Origin of the sequence: Rhizobium sp. OAE497, assembly GCF_040546565.1 — a bacterium.
In the GTDB taxonomy this organism is placed as follows: Bacteria; Pseudomonadota; Alphaproteobacteria; order Rhizobiales; family Rhizobiaceae; genus Rhizobium.
Genome location: NZ_JBEPOA010000001.1, coordinates 3599919 through 3614618 on the forward strand (window position 1 = coordinate 3599919; position 14700 = coordinate 3614618).

The following is a 14700-nucleotide window of genomic DNA, read 5'->3' on the forward strand; positions in this document are numbered from 1 at the left end:
ATGTCGGATCAGCCCTTGAGGACTTCAACCAGCGTCTTGCCGAGGCGGGCCGGAGAAGGCGAAACCTTGATGCCTGCCGATTCCATGGCAGCGATCTTCGATTCCGCATCGCCCTTGCCGCCGGAAACGACTGCACCAGCGTGACCCATGGTGCGGCCCTTCGGAGCGGTACGGCCAGCAATGAAGCCGGCCATCGGCTTCTTGCGGCCCTTCTTGGCTTCGTCCTTGAGGAACTGCGCCGCGTCTTCTTCAGCCGAGCCGCCGATTTCGCCGATCATGATGATCGAGGTCGTGGCTTCGTCGGCCAGGAACATCTCGAGCACGTCGATGAACTCGGTGCCCTTGACCGGGTCGCCGCCGATGCCGACAGCCGTCGTCTGGCCGAGGCCTTCGTTCGAGGTCTGGAAGACGGCTTCGTAGGTCAGCGTGCCGGAGCGCGAAACGATACCGACCGAACCCTTGCGGAAGATCGAGCCCGGCATGATGCCGATCTTGCATTCTTCCGGCGTCAGGATACCCGGGCAGTTCGGTCCGAGCAGGCGCGACTTGGAGCGGTCGAGGCGAGCCTTGACGCGAACCATGTCCATTACCGGGATACCCTCGGTGATGCAGGTGATGAACGGGATCTCGGCGTCGATCGCCTCGATGATCGCGTCTGCGGCACCAGCCGGCGGAACGTAGATGACCGAAGCGTCGGCACCGGTACGTTCCTTGGCTTCGGCAACCGATGCAAAGATCGGCAGGCTTTCGCCCTTCGAGCCGGTCCAGGTTTCGCCACCCTTCTTCGGGTGGATACCGCCGACCATCTGCGTGCCGTAGTAGGCGAGCGCCTGTTCGGTGTGGAAGGTGCCGGTCTTGCCGGTCAGGCCCTGAACGAGAACCTTGGTATTCTTGTTGACGAGAATAGACATGTATAGGTCCTCAAATTAGGCGTTGATCGCCGCGACGATCTTCTTGGCCGCATCGTCAAGATCGTCAGCAGCCGTGATCGCGAGACCGGATTCGTTGAGGATCTTCTTGCCGAGCTCGACATTGGTGCCTTCGAGGCGAACGACGAGCGGAACCTTCAGACCGACTTCCTGCACGGCAGCGACGACGCCTTCAGCGATGACATCGCACTTCATGATGCCGCCGAAGATGTTGACGAGGATACCTTCGACCTTGGGGTCGGCAGTGATGATCTTGAACGCAGCCGCGACCTTCTCCTTGCCGGCGCCACCGCCGACGTCGCAGAAGTTTGCCGGCTCTTTGCCGTAAAGCTTGATAATGTCCATCGTCGCCATGGCGAGACCGGCGCCGTTGACCATGCAGCCGATATTGCCGTCGAGGGCAACATAGGCGAGGTCCCACTTGGAGGCTTCGATTTCCTTGGCGTCTTCTTCGGTCTCGTCGCGCAGCGCCTTGACGTCGTCATGGCGGAACAGCGCGTTGCCGTCGAAGGACATCTTGGCGTCGAGAACGCGCAGATGACCATCCTTCATGACGATCAGCGGGTTGACCTCGAGGAGAGCCATGTCCTTCTCATTGAAGGCCTTGTAAAGCGCCGGGAACAGCGACTTCGCATCTTCGGCGGCAGCGCCGTCGAGCTCCAGAGCCTTGGAGATCGCAGCCACGTCGGCAGCCGTCACACCGGTTTCCGGGTTGATGGCGATCGTGTGGATCTTCTCGGGCGTGTCGTGGGCGACAGCTTCGATGTCCATGCCGCCTTCGGTCGAAACGACGAAGGCAACCTGGCCGACCGAGCGATCAACCAGCAGCGAGCAGTAAAGTTCGCGGGCAATGTCGGCGCCGTCTTCGATGTAGAGCCGGTTGACCTGCTTGCCGGCTTCGCCCGTCTGCGCCGTTACCAGCGTGTTGCCGAGCATTTCCTTGGCGTGAGCGACGACTTCGTCGATCGACTTGGCAAGGCGAACGCCACCCTTGGCGTCAGGGCCGAGTTCCTTGAACTTGCCCTTGCCGCGGCCGCCAGCATGGATCTGGCTCTTGACGACGTAGAGCGGGCCCGGAAGCGACTTTGCAGCCGCTTCGGCTTCCTCGACCTTGAGGATCGGCACGCCACTTGCGACCGGCGCGCCGTAGCCCTTCAAGAGAGCCTTGGCCTGATATTCATGAATATTCATGGATCTATTCCTGTTTGAATTGCGTGGGGGCGCGCGGGAATTACTTCAGCGCAGGCGCAATGTTGATGCAGGCTTCACAAAGGCCGGCGACAGCAGCGACCGACTTGTCGAAGGCTTCCTTTTCAGCCTTGTTCAGGTCGATTTCGATGACGCGCTCAACGCCGCCGGCACCAATGACCGTGGGAACGCCGACATACATGTCCTTGACGCCATACTGGCCGGTCAGCTGCGCTGCGCAAGGCAGAACGCGCTTCTTGTCCTTGAGGTAGGATTCAGCCATTTCGATCGCCGAAGCGGCCGGAGCGTAGTAGGCTGAACCGGTCTTCAGCAGGCCGACGATTTCGGCGCCGCCGTCACGGGTGCGCTGGATGATTTCTTCGAGGCGTTCCTTGGTGACCCAACCCATGGTGACGAGGTCGGTCAGCGGGATGCCGCCAACGGTCGAGTAGCGAGCGAGCGGCACCATCGTGTCGCCGTGGCCGCCGAGAACGAATGCGGTGACGTCCTGAACGGAAACGTTGAATTCCTTCGAGAGGAACAGGCGGAAGCGCGAGCTGTCCAGAACGCCGGCCATGCCGACGACCTTGTTGGCCGGAAGGCCGGAGAACTTCTGCAGAGCCCAGACCATCGCGTCGAGCGGGTTGGTGATGCAGATGACGAAAGCGTTCGGGGCATACTTCTTGATGCCGGCGCCGACCTGCTCCATGACCTTGAGGTTGATACCGAGAAGGTCGTCGCGGCTCATGCCCGGCTTGCGGGCGACACCTGCGGTGACGATGCAGACGTCAGCACCTTCGATCGCCGAGTAATCGCTGGCGCCGGTCAGGTTGACGTCGAAGCCTTCGACCGGAGACGACTGGGAGATGTCGAGGCCCTTGCCCTGCGGAATGCCGTCGGCAATGTCGAACAGAACGATGTCGCCGAGCTCCTTGAGACCGGCGAGATGCGCCAGCGTGCCACCAATCATGCCAGAACCAATGAGTGCGATCTTATTACGCGCCATTTCGCTTTTCCTTTGCGAATATAATCGGTCGGGCGGCGCGCGGCGGCGTCGTCCAATGCCGCAATCGCATAGACCTAAAGCCAAAAAATGGCAACGTGTTATTTTTGGTGTAGCATTTTCAATCGTTTAGATATCAAAATTCTTACGTAAACGTAAGATAATTTGTCACTAAAGTGTTACTCGGCAGCGGTCTTCTGATGATGCAGCGCAAGATATTCCGCGCTCCGCATCTCGAAGAGACGCGATGCCGTACGATCGAATTCGAACCCCTCGGTGCCCCTGCGTTCGGTCAGCAGATCCTCGGGCATGGCCGCGGCGGAGGCATGAAGCCGCACGCCATGGTCATATAGGGTATCGACGAGAATGATGAAGCGCTTGGACTGATTTCGCTTGTCGGGACCAAGCAGCGGAATGCGGTCGATGAAAATCGTGTCGAAACGCGCGGTGATCGCCAGAAAGTCGGCAGCGCCAAGCGGCTTGTCGCAGAGATCGCTGAAAGCGAAGCGCGCCATCCGGTCGACAGCGAGCGGCACATGGATCGACCGGCCCTTCATCGGGATTTCAAGCGGCTGCGCCTTGCGCCCATGCAGCATCTGCGTCCAGGACGCATCCATTGCCATATCCGTCCGCTCGTCGATCGGCGTCAGATAGACGGGCTGGCTGTTCAGCTTCTCCATCCGGTAGTCGGTGGGAGAATCGAGCGTCACGACGTCGACATTCTTCTTCAGCAGTTCGACGAAGGGCAGAAAGAGGCCGCGATTGAGGCCGTCCTTGTAAAGATTGTCGGGCTCGACATTCGACGTCGCGATCAGCACGCAGCCGCGGGCGAAGAGCTCTGAGAACAGCCGCGACAGGATCATCGCATCGGCAATGTCGGTGACCGTGAACTCGTCGAAGCAGAGGAGCTCGGCCTCGTCATAGAGGGAGGCTGCGACCGGTGGCATCGGATCCGCCTGCTTGGTCTCGCCATCCTTCAGCTTCTGGCGGTGGGCGGCGATGCGGTTATGCACATCGGCCATGAATTCGTGGAAATGCGCCCGGCGCTTCTTCTTGCAGGGCGCCATGCCGAAGAACATGTCCATCAGCATCGTCTTGCCGCGGCCGACGCTGCCATGGATGTAGAGACCCTTGATCCCCTGCTCGGCCTTCTTCTTGGAAGCAAACAGCCAGCCGAGAGCGCTGGACTTGGCGGCGGGGCGGCGCTGCTTCAGCTGCGAAAGAACCCGGTCCAGGTTCTTTGCCACGTCCATCTGTGCGGAATCGACCTGCAAATCACCGTTGGCCGTCAGCGACTTCAACTGTTCGCTGACGCTCAGGGCGTAGTCTGGCATTGGCTGCATGAGAGCAAATCCGCCTATGCGTGGCCGGCGGACCTGCCGCCGGATGAATTACCGGCTGAGGGTGATTGCCTGGCCGCCGCTGGTCTGGCCGGAGAAGCTGTTGTCGGCGGTCTTGTAGACGCTTCCGATCTGGTTGCCGCTGCGATCCTTGAGCAGAACCTGCTTGCCGGACACTTCCCAGGAACCCATTGCCGTCAGTTCGCCGGCGCAACCGCGCGTACCGCCGCGCGAGCCGCTGCCGAGGTTGGTCAGCGTCAGGAACATGTCGCAGCTGCCGTTGACGCGCCAGCTGCCGACCATCGATTCCTTGGTGACATCGAGAGCGTTTGCGGCCATGGCGCCCGGGGCTGCCGGAGCGGCAGGCGCCGCGCTCGGTGCGGCCGGGAACTGCGATGCGCCGCCCGGAGGGGGAAGCTGGCCGCCCTGCACCGACGGCACGGGCTGCGCCGTCAGCGGCGCCGGCTGGCTGCTGTAACTCGCGTTGTCATAGGCCGTACGCTGGCAGCCAGCGAGTGACAGAACAACCGCCACACCTGTCATCGCATATCGCAACTGCATCTTGAGGCTCCCGAATATTCGCTTTGCCGCATCAAAAATAGTCATCGGACTAATTTTCGAATTAACGTATTTCACTTTGGTTAATCAAGTCGGCACAGCCGTAAATTGCCCGTGACAGGACCTAAGCCGGAACAGAAGCAATTCAAGCCGTGCGGAAGGACTTCTGAAGGCAGAATTTGTCATCAAGGTGATGACCGCGCATTCTTCCCCGGTTTGACCGGCCACCGGAAGAAAAACGGCGCCGCAAGCGGCGCCGTTCGATTTGCCGTCAGACGCGGCGCTCGACCATCATCTTCTTGATCTCGGCAATCGCCTTTGCCGGGTTCAGGCCCTTCGGGCAGGTCTGCGCGCAGTTCATGATTGTGTGGCAGCGATACAGGCGGAACGGATCCTCGAGATTGTCGAGGCGCTCGCCAGTCGCTTCGTCGCGGCTGTCGATCAGCCAGCGATAGGCCTGCAGCAGAACAGCCGGACCGAGGTAGCGGTCGCCGTTCCACCAGTAGCTCGGACAGGAGGTCGAGCAGCAGGCGCAGAGAATGCACTCGTAGAGACCGTCGAGCTTCTGGCGGTCCTCGTGGCTCTGCTTCCATTCCTTGGCCGGCGTCGGCGATACCGTCTTCAGCCACGGCTCGATCGAGCGGTGCTGGGCATAGAAGTTGGAAAGGTCCGGAACCAGATCCTTGACGACAGGCATATGAGGCAGCGGATAGATCTTCACCGTGCCCTTGATGTCGTCGAGACCCTTGGTGCAGGCCAGCGTATTCGTGCCGTCGATATTCATCGCGCAGGAACCGCAGATACCTTCGCGGCAGGAGCGGCGCAGCGTCAGCGTCGGGTCGATCTTGTTCTTGATGTAGAGCAGACCGTCGAGAACCATCGGGCCGCAATCGTCGATATCGATATAGAACGTATCGATCGACGGCGTCTGGCCGTCATCCGGGCTCCAGCGATAGACGCGGAATTCGCGGGTGTTCTTGGCACCGGCAGGCTTCGGCCACACCTTGCCTTCGCGCATCTGGGAGTTCTTGGGGAGAGCGAGTTCAACCATGTCCAGTTCCTCTTAATACACGCGAGCCTTCGGCGCGATCTTCTTGGGATCGATGCCGTCTGCAATCAGCTCGGTGTGAACCGGGCGGTAGTCGAGCTTGACGTCGCCTGCCTCGTTGACCCAGGCAAGCGTGTGCTTGCGCCAGTTGACGTCGTCGCGGCCGGCGAATGCGCCTTCCGTATAGTCTTCGCGCGCATGCGAACCGCGGCTCTCCTTGCGGGCCTCGGCGCCGTAGATCGTCGTGATGGCGTTGGCCATCAGGTTCTGCAGCTCGAGCGTTTCGACGAGGTCGGAGTTCCAGATCATCGAGCGGTCGGTGACCTTGATGTCCTTCATCTCGCCCCAGATCGCCGAAATGCGCTGGCAACCGGATTCCAGCGATTCCTGCGTGCGGAAGACGGCGGCGTCTTCCTGCATGGCGCGCTGCATCTTTTCACGCAGCACCGCCGTCGGCGTACCGCCGCTGGCGTGGCGCAGGCCGTCGAAGCGGTCCATGATCTTGTCGCAGGCAGCGACGTTGAGATGCGGGACGGGCGCTGCGCGGTCGATAACCTCGCCGGCGCGGATTGCGGCGGCGCGGCCGAAGACCACGAGGTCGATCAGCGAGTTGGAGCCGAGACGGTTGGCGCCGTGCACCGAGGCGCAGCCCGCTTCACCGACAGCCATCAGGCCCGGAATGATCCGCTCAGGGTTATTGCTGTCGGCATTCAGCACTTCGCCCCAGTAGTTGGTCGGAATGCCGCCCATGTTGTAGTGGACGGTCGGCAGAACCGGGATCGGCTCGCGCGTCACGTCGACGCCGGCGAAGATCTTGGCGCTCTCGGAAATGCCCGGCAGGCGCTCGTGCAGAACGGCCGGATCGAGATGGTCGAGATGCAGGAAGATGTGGTCCTTGTTCTTGCCGACGCCGCGGCCTTCGCGGATTTCCAGCGTCATGCAGCGCGAGACGACGTCGCGCGAGGCAAGATCCTTGGCCGACGGTGCGTAGCGTTCCATGAAGCGCTCACCCTCGGAGTTGACGAGGTAGCCGCCTTCACCGCGTGCGCCTTCCGTGATCAGACAGCCGGAACCGTAGATGCCGGTCGGGTGGAACTGGACGAATTCCATGTCCTGCAGCGGCAGGCCGGCGCGCGCAACCATGCCGCCGCCGTCGCCGGTGCAGGTATGGGCCGACGTCGCCGAGAAATAGGCGCGGCCGTAACCGCCGGTCGCCAGCACCACCATCTTGGCGGCGAAGCGATGGATCGTGCCGTCATCGAGGTTCCAGGCAACGACGCCGGTGCAGCGGCTGCCGTCTTCCGACATGATCAGATCGAGCGCGAAATACTCGATGAAGAATTCAGCATTGTTTCGCAGCGACTGGCCATAGAGCGTGTGCAGGATGGCGTGGCCGGTACGGTCGGCGACGGCGCATGTACGCTGTACCGGCGGTCCCTCGCCGAAATTCTGCATGTGGCCGCCGAACGGGCGCTGGTAGATCTTGCCTTCCTCGTTACGCGAGAACGGCACGCCGTAATGCTCGAGTTCATAGACCGCCTTCGGCGCTTCCATGGTGAGATACTGCATGGCATCGACGTCGCCGAGCCAGTCGGAACCCTTGACGGTGTCGTAGAGGTGCCACTGCCAGCTATCGGGCGTCATGTTCTGCAGCGACGCGGCAATGCCGCCCTGGGCCGCAACGGTGTGCGAGCGCGTCGGGAATACCTTGGTGATGCAGGCGGTGCGGAAGCCTTGCTCTGCCATGCCGAGCGTGGCGCGCAGACCGGCGCCACCGGCGCCGACGACGATCACATCATAAGAGTGGTCGACGTACTTGTAGGCCTTCCCATTCTGAGCGGGTGAAGAGGGTGCCATGATACGGTTATCCTACGAATGCAATTTTCAGAATGGCGAAGAGACAGAGGCCGGCGATCAGGATCGAGAAGAACGTGTTCAGCATGAGGCTGATGATCTTCAGCCATTCGGAATGAACATAGTCCTCGATGATGACCTGCATGCCGAGCTTCATGTGAATGACGCCCGAGATGATCATCAGGCCCATGATGACGGCGACGAACGGGTTCGCCAGGGCGTGAACCACTTCCGCATAGGGCTGGCCGGCGTGAACCAGCATGAAGATGATGAAGAACAGAAACAGCGGCACGTTGGCGACCGCGGTCACACGCTGGCGCCAGAAATGATCGGTGCCATCCTTGGCGGAGCCGAGGCCGCGAACCTTACCCAGGGGGGTACGCATATCCATGAGAGCGACCTTTAACGAACGATGAAGCCGATCACCCAGACCAGCGCGGTCAGACAGAGCGATCCGATCAGATTGGCGATGGCGAGCTTGGTGGAGAATTCCTTGCCGAAGCCGTGGCCGAGGTCCCACATGAAGTGGCGGAAGCCGCCGAGCATGTGGTGGATCAGCGCCCAGGTGTAGCCGAGCAGGACCAGCTTGCCGATGATGCTGCCGAGCACCCAGTTGGCCCAGTCGTAATTCGACTGGCCGGTCGCGGCTGCAATCAGCCACCAGGCGATCAGCAGCGTGCCGACATAGAGAGCGCCACCGGTAATGCGGTGAACGATCGACATGATCATGGTGGGGATTGGTTTGTAAATTTGCAAATGCGGCGACAGGGGCCGATTATTTGTCACATTCGCCATCAGAACCTCGCGGCGTCTTCTCTGCGCTTCCGGAATACGGAGCATATCAAGGCAACCACAGGAATGACAAAATTGTCTGTGTGCGTTGCATCAATGGCGACGTTTAATCACCGAAACCCCGGACGACAAGCACAATTGCTGTCCGCTTTTTAATTTAATCGATTCGCGTTACCGGGAAGTTGCTGCAGAGCAAAACTGGCCCGCGCCGCTCAGATTTTATCCTGATTTTTCATCGCTCAAGTGGACATGCAGAAAGTTTTGACGCAAGCTGCCGTTAACGATTTGTTAACGATCGCATTTTGCGAGGAAGACATCCGATGGTCACGCGTTTTTCGAAAGTCATTCCGCTCATGCTCGGCGCCCTGATGGCGCTGCCTGCCGCCGCGGGCGAACGTTTCCCGCATCGTGATCGCGGCATCATTCACTGGACGGGTGGCAATCAATGGTATGGCGATCGCGATCGCCGCCATGGCCACAACCGCTATGTCCGCCTTCGCCAGTTCTCCCCGGTTGCCAACGGCTACAGCATCCGCAGCGTCAATGCGGCCGCCCCGCAGGTGGCAGGCCCAGCATACAACGGCACCTATGCCGGTTCCTACGCCTATGACGTCGATGGCGGCACCTATATCGGCGCCAGCGGTTATACGATCTATGGCGCGCCGCAAACCACGACCGTCGCTCCCAAGGCAAAGATCATCGATGTCGCCGTGCAGGACGACCCTTGCGAATACGAGGCCAATGTCTGCGTGATCAGGCCCTGAAGCGCCAGACGGTCGTCTTCTTGACTTCGCTATCCTCGAGCGCCCGGGTGACGGGCACTTCATAGACCGCGCAGAACTCCAGCCTGTCTTTCGGCAGATAGGCGCGGCCTGGATCGCCGACCAGAATATCCTTGCCTCCGGCCGCCAGGCGCTGAAACCACGGCAGCAGCGCATCGGCAAAGCCGCGATCATAGAAGACGTCACCGGCAAGCAGCACGTCGGCAGCGATCGTGGAACCGATAAGGTCCGCACCCTCGAATTCGATCGAAACGTCATTCGCCGCGGCGTTCAGCCGGACCGCGGTTTCCGTCCACGGATCGATATCTGCCGCCAGGACCTTCACCGCACCCGCCATGCGGGCGGCGATAGCCACGAGACCGGATCCCGTCGCAAAATCCAGGACGCTCTTGCCGCGCAGATGCTCCGGATGATCGAGCACGTAACGCGCCAGCCCCTGCCCGCCCGCCCAAGCGAAAGCCCAGAAAGGCGGCGGCAGACCGATCTCGGCAAGCTCCTCTTCCGTCTTCAGCCAGAGCTCATGGGCTTCGCTCGCCAGATGCAGCCGAATCTCCGGCACATGCGGCGGCGCCATCAGGCTGGTATTGGCGCGGATGAAGAGTTCGGGATCGGTCTTCAAAGGCGGTCAGCGCGGCGGGTTGTCGAGCCCGCCCATGCGGCAGACTTCCAGCCACTCGTCGTCGGTCACGGGCTGCACGGAGAGGCGCATGGACGTCACCAGCGACATCTTCGAGAGCTTTTCGCTCGCCTTGACATCCTTCAGCGTCACCGGCTTCGGCATGTCCATCACGGCGCGGATATCGACGCAGTCCCATTTGGGATCGCCTTTGGCGCTGGAATCGGGATGCGAGAGAGCGCAGACTTCGACGATACCGACGATCTCCAACCCCTCATTCGAATGGTAAAAGAAGCCCTTGTCGCCGATCTGCATGGCCCGCATGTTGTTGCGCGCCAGATAGTTGCGAACGCCGGTCCATTCCGTGCCCTTTTCGCCGGCAGCCTTCTGCTGCTCCCACGACCATGCCTCAGGCTCGGACTTGTAAAGCCAATGCGCCATCTCAGGCCTCCGGATTGTTGAAGACCCAGTTATAGGGCTTCACCTCGACGCTTTCGAACAGACCGGCCTTCGCATAGGGATCGGCCTCGCCGAGCGCCTTGGCTGCTTCAATGCTGTCGGCCTTGACGATCACCAGGCTGCCATTCGGCTTGCCGTCGGCGTCGAGGAACGGACCGGCGATCGCCAGCTTGCCTTCGGCATTGAGCTTGTTGAGATACTCGACATGCGTTGGGCGCGTTTCCATGCGCACGTTCAGATGTCCCGGCTTGTCCTTGCAGAGAAGGGCGAAAAGCATGTCAGTCTCCTATTCGGTGGTGATCGGACGTGTCATCAATTGTTCGATTGCCTCGGCAATACCGAGTTTGCCCTCGATGATCGCCGAGACGGCATCGGTGATCGGCATCTCGACGCCGAGCTCTCTCGCGAGCCGTGACGCGACGGCGGCCGCAAAAGCGCCCTCGACCAGCTCGCCATGCGAGGGATCAGCCTTGTCTCCGCGCCCGAGCGCGATGCCGAAGCGCAGATTGCGTGACTGATGGCTGGTTGCCGTCAGCACCAGATCGCCAAGGCCGGAAAGCCCTCGCACCGTATCCGCCTGCCCACCCTTTGCCGCAACGAGCCGGGACATTTCGGCCAAGCCACGGGCAATCAGCGCTGCACGGGCGGAATCGCCTATGCCGCAACCTTCGACGATGCCGCAGGCAATCGCGAGAACATTCTTGAGGGCACCGCCCAGCTGGACGCCGGTGCGGTCGTCGGACGCATAGAGCCGGAAGGTGCGGCCCGAAATTGCCTGCGCCAGCCGCTCGGCAACATCCATATCGGCAGCCGCAATCGCCATCGCCGTCGGCAGCCCCCTGGCAATGTCGGCCGCAAAGCCGGGACCCGAGAGCACCGCCACATGATGATTGGGCAGCTCGCGTTCCAGCATATCAGTCAAGAGCGTACCGGTAGAGCGCTCGATCCCCTTGGCGCAGGTGACGACCACGGCATCGCCAGCGAGATAAGGACCATAGTGTCGCGCCGCATCCGCCTGCGCCTGCGACGGCATGGCAAAGAGCACGGTGCCTGCCTGACGGATCGCATCGAGCTCGGCGGAGAATTCCAGCGCCTCAGGCAGTGCAATGCCCGGCAGCACGGCGTCATGAAGCCGCTCTGAAGCAAGATCGGCCATCAGAGCCGGATCGCGGCCGACCAGCGTCACGGTGCTGCGCCCGGCGAGCGCTATGACCGCGGCAAGCGCCGTTCCGAACGCACCGGCACCGATGACTGCAATCCGCTCGCTCACGCCTTGGCTCCTCGTTTTCCGTAGTTAATTAGCGCCTCGGCATTGGAATCCAGCGGCCAGCGCGAGCGTGGCTGCACATCGAGATCATCAGGCGCGACACCGAGCGCCATGCGCTCCAGCCCGGCCCAGGCAATCATCACCGCATTGTCGGTGCAAAGCCTCAGCGGCGGGGCGATAAAGCGGAAGCCGTGCTTGTCGCAGAGCGCCTGCAGCGTGCCGCGAACCTCCTGGTTTGCCGCAACGCCGCCTGCCACGACCAGCGCCGGCGGGCCTTCTACATCCGGGAATTCCGCCTTGAAGCGCTGCAGCCCACGGCCGATGCGATCCTTCAAGGTACGGGAAATGGCCTTCTGGAACGAGGCGCAGATGTCGGCGATGTCCTGTTCGCTCACAGGCGCAATCTCCGTTGCGGCCTGACGCACCGCCGTCTTCAGCCCGGAGAAGGAAAAGTCGAGCCGGGCCTCGCCGACCAGCGGGCGCGGGAAATTGAAGCGGTCGGGATTGCCCTTCGCAGCAGCCTTTTCCACTTCCGGCCCACCGGGATAGGGAAGGCCGAGAAGCTTGGCAGTCTTGTCAAAGGCCTCACCGAGCGCATCGTCAATCGTCGTGCCCCAGCGCTCATACTCTCCGATTCCACGCACGAGAATGAGCTGAGTATGGCCGCCGGAGACGAGCAGCATCAGATAGGGAAAGGAAAGCCCATCCGTCAGCCGCGCCGTCAGCGCATGTCCCTCAAGATGATTGACCGCGTAAAGCGGCTTGCCCGCTGCCCTGGCAATCGCCTTGCCGGTCATCAGGCCGACCAGCAGCCCGCCGATCAGCCCCGGCCCCGATGTCGCCGCGATCGCATCGACATCGGCCAGCGACACATTGGCGCGCTGCAGCGCTTCCTCGATCAACGTATCGAGCGCTTCGACATGGGCGCGCGCGGCAATCTCCGGCACCACGCCGCCATAGGCGCTGTGCTCGTCAAGCTGGCTCAGCACAACGTCGGAAAGCACATTCGAGCGGCCGTCCGCATCGCGTTCGACCACCGCTGCTGCGGTCTCGTCGCAGCTTGTTTCGATGCCGAGGATGCGTAGAAAGGGAGCCATGAAACCTGATCGTTGATTGCGATGGGTAAGAAACCCGGTTACGAGACTTCCGGTAACAACGGATCAAAGCGGATGCAAACAAAACCTTTCCGGATCGGCACGCGGGGCAGCCCGCTGGCGCTTGCCCAGGCCCATGAAGCCCGCGATCGGCTGATGGCTGCGCATCGTCTGCCCGAGGAAATGTTCGAGATCGTCGTGCTGACGACGACGGGCGACCGCATCACCGACCGCTCACTCGCCGAGATCGGCGGCAAGGGGCTTTTCACCCAGGAACTGGAAGAAAAACTGGCGCTCGGCGAACTGGATTTCGCCGTCCACTCAGCCAAGGACATGCCGACCGTTCTGCCCGAAGGCCTCTACCTCTCCGCCTACCTGCCGCGCGAAGATATCCGCGATGCTGTCGTCGGCCGCACCGCGCCGAAGCTGATCGACCTGCCGCATGGCGCCACCGTCGGCTCGTCGTCGCTGCGCCGCCAGGCGCTGATCCGCCGCATGCGGCCCGATATCAACGTCATCACTTTCCGCGGCCTCGTCGACACCCGCCTGCGCAAGCTCGCCGAAGGCCAGGTCGATGCAACGCTTTTGGCGCTGGCCGGCCTCAAGCGCCTTGGCAAGGTCGACGTGCTGACCGACATTCTCGACCCCGACACCTTCCCGCCAGCACCAGCACAGGGCGCGATCGCGATCGAAAGCCGCATCGGCGACGAGCGCATCGACAATCTGCTGGCAGCGATCAACGATCCCGCAACATTCGACGCTGTCTCCTGCGAGCGCGCCTTCCTCGGCGCCCTCGACGGCTCCTGTAGGACGCCGATCGGCGGCTACGCGATCTGCGAAGGCGACCAGATCAAGTTCTCCGGCTTGATCATCACCCCGGATGGCCGCCACCAGCATGCGATCTCAATCGACGGCAACCGCCGTGATGCTGCAGCACTCGGCACCCGCGCCGGGCAAGACGTCCGCGCCCGCGCCGGAACCACCTTCTTCGACGACTGGAGCTAGTCCTCCATGCGCGTGCTCGTCACCCGCCCGCAGCGTCAGGGGGAACGAACGGCACGGCGATTGCGCAAGCTCGGCCATGATGCGGTGACGATGCCACTCTCCGAACCGGTGCATGACGGCGCGGCGGCAATGGCGGCTCTTGCGCAGACGACGGCCCCGATTGTCATCACCAGCGCCGAAGCCATCCGGGCACTCTCGGATCAAGCCGGATCTTTGACACAGCACCTCGATCGCCCTCTCTATGCCGTCGGCAATGCGACGGCCGAAGCGGCAATCGCCGCAGGCTTCGTGACGGTGAAGGCAGCCTGCGGCGATGGCGGTGATCTCGCAGAATTGATCGCAGCCGAGACCACCGGCGCCGTTACCTATCTCGCCGGCAGACCTCGGGCGGAAACCTTCGAAAAGCGCGCCACCGAGCTCGGCCTCAAGCTGATCACCGCCGAATGCTACCGCATGGAGCAGATTGCTCCCGACCGCGATGCCCGCGAGGCGCTGCAGCAATCGCCGCCAGATGCCATCCTCCTCTATTCCCGCGAGACGGCAATCGCCTTGTTCCGATTTTTCAATCCCTTACCGGAGTGGCTGAGCGCCGCCCGCATTCTCTGCCTCAGTGAGGCCGTTGCAGCCGCCGTTCCGGCTGGGCTGCAGAAAAATCTTCGCATTGCGGCAATGCCGGATGAGCAAAGTCTTTTGTCGCTTCTTTGAAGGCGTTAGCCGCCCAAATTTGATCTAACCTCTTTCCTTAACTGGGATCACTGACTAGTT

At 61.8% G+C, this 14700-nt stretch carries 17 protein-coding genes; 3 read left to right on the plus strand and 14 right to left on the minus strand.

Annotation, left to right across the window (positions count from 1 at the left end; genetic code table 11):
- Positions 1-8: 8 nt before the first annotated feature.
- From sucD to sdhC, 9 genes are all read right to left on the minus strand, one after another.
- Positions 9-911, minus strand: coding sequence for a succinate--CoA ligase subunit alpha (sucD, locus tag ABIE40_RS17990; RefSeq protein ID WP_199627867.1), 903 nt, complete (start codon positions 909-911; stop codon positions 9-11).
- Positions 912-926: 15 nt separating this feature from the next.
- Complete coding sequence (sucC, locus tag ABIE40_RS17995) at positions 927-2120, minus strand: ADP-forming succinate--CoA ligase subunit beta (RefSeq protein ID WP_199627868.1); 1194 nt, start codon at positions 2118-2120, stop codon at positions 927-929.
- Between the two features lie 40 nt (positions 2121-2160).
- Positions 2161-3123, minus strand: coding sequence for a malate dehydrogenase (gene mdh, locus ABIE40_RS18000; protein ID WP_112385778.1), 963 nt, complete (start codon positions 3121-3123; stop codon positions 2161-2163).
- 176 nt (positions 3124-3299) lie between these two features.
- The gene (gene zapE, locus ABIE40_RS18005; RefSeq protein WP_199627869.1) at positions 3300-4463 is read right to left on the minus strand and encodes a cell division protein ZapE; all 1164 of its coding nucleotides are present in this window, start codon (positions 4461-4463) and stop codon (positions 3300-3302) included.
- Between the two features lie 48 nt (positions 4464-4511).
- Complete coding sequence (locus tag ABIE40_RS18010; RefSeq protein ID WP_199627870.1) at positions 4512-5021, minus strand: protease inhibitor Inh/omp19 family protein; 510 nt, start codon at positions 5019-5021, stop codon at positions 4512-4514.
- A gap of 268 nt (positions 5022-5289) precedes the next feature.
- A complete protein-coding gene (locus ABIE40_RS18015; protein ID WP_112517747.1) occupies positions 5290-6069 on the minus strand; it encodes a succinate dehydrogenase iron-sulfur subunit in 780 nt (259 codons plus the stop codon).
- 12 nt (positions 6070-6081) lie between these two features.
- Positions 6082-7923, minus strand: coding sequence for a succinate dehydrogenase flavoprotein subunit (gene sdhA, locus ABIE40_RS18020; protein ID WP_130283281.1), 1842 nt, complete (start codon positions 7921-7923; stop codon positions 6082-6084).
- A 7-nt stretch (positions 7924-7930) separates the two neighbouring features.
- Positions 7931-8311, minus strand: coding sequence for a succinate dehydrogenase, hydrophobic membrane anchor protein (gene sdhD, locus ABIE40_RS18025; protein WP_199627871.1), 381 nt, complete (start codon positions 8309-8311; stop codon positions 7931-7933).
- Positions 8312-8322: 11 nt separating this feature from the next.
- Positions 8323-8715: a succinate dehydrogenase, cytochrome b556 subunit gene (gene sdhC / locus ABIE40_RS18030; protein ID WP_112717914.1), complete on the minus strand. Its 393-nt coding sequence runs from the start codon at positions 8713-8715 to the stop codon at positions 8323-8325.
- Between the two features lie 317 nt (positions 8716-9032).
- Between sdhC and ABIE40_RS18035 the strand changes: the two genes are divergently transcribed.
- The gene (locus ABIE40_RS18035) at positions 9033-9476 is read left to right on the plus strand and encodes a hypothetical protein (protein ID WP_199627872.1); all 444 of its coding nucleotides are present in this window, start codon (positions 9033-9035) and stop codon (positions 9474-9476) included.
- Here ABIE40_RS18035 and ABIE40_RS18040 read toward each other — a convergent pair.
- From ABIE40_RS18040 to tsaD, 5 genes are read right to left on the minus strand one after another with little or no spacing between them, the layout of a single operon-like run.
- The gene (locus ABIE40_RS18040; protein ID WP_199627873.1) at positions 9466-10113 is read right to left on the minus strand and encodes a class I SAM-dependent methyltransferase; all 648 of its coding nucleotides are present in this window, start codon (positions 10111-10113) and stop codon (positions 9466-9468) included. The two genes, ABIE40_RS18035 and ABIE40_RS18040, sit on opposite strands and share 11 nt — an antisense overlap.
- A gap of 6 nt (positions 10114-10119) precedes the next feature.
- Positions 10120-10551, minus strand: a complete 432-nt coding sequence (locus tag ABIE40_RS18045; protein ID WP_112718469.1) for an EVE domain-containing protein — start codon at positions 10549-10551, stop codon at positions 10120-10122.
- A 1-nt stretch (position 10552) separates the two neighbouring features.
- Entirely contained in the window at positions 10553-10846 is a 294-nt protein-coding gene (locus ABIE40_RS18050; RefSeq protein ID WP_130283271.1) for a YciI-like protein, read from the minus strand.
- A 9-nt stretch (positions 10847-10855) separates the two neighbouring features.
- The gene (locus ABIE40_RS18055; protein WP_199627874.1) at positions 10856-11839 is read right to left on the minus strand and encodes an NAD(P)H-dependent glycerol-3-phosphate dehydrogenase; all 984 of its coding nucleotides are present in this window, start codon (positions 11837-11839) and stop codon (positions 10856-10858) included.
- Positions 11836-12933 (minus strand): tRNA (adenosine(37)-N6)-threonylcarbamoyltransferase complex transferase subunit TsaD, encoded by a 1098-nt coding sequence (gene tsaD / locus ABIE40_RS18060; RefSeq protein WP_199627875.1) that lies wholly within the window; start codon positions 12931-12933, stop codon positions 11836-11838. The genes ABIE40_RS18055 and tsaD overlap by 4 nt, the downstream gene beginning before the upstream one ends.
- Before the next feature lie 72 nt (positions 12934-13005).
- Here tsaD and hemC point away from each other — a divergent pair, with 72 nt between their 5' ends.
- Together hemC and ABIE40_RS18070 are read left to right on the plus strand one after the other, a co-directional pair.
- The gene (gene hemC, locus ABIE40_RS18065) at positions 13006-13935 is read left to right on the plus strand and encodes a hydroxymethylbilane synthase (RefSeq protein ID WP_199627876.1); all 930 of its coding nucleotides are present in this window, start codon (positions 13006-13008) and stop codon (positions 13933-13935) included.
- Positions 13936-13941: 6 nt separating this feature from the next.
- Complete coding sequence (locus ABIE40_RS18070) at positions 13942-14640, plus strand: uroporphyrinogen-III synthase (RefSeq protein WP_199627877.1); 699 nt, start codon at positions 13942-13944, stop codon at positions 14638-14640.
- Positions 14641-14700: the final 60 nt, after the last annotated feature.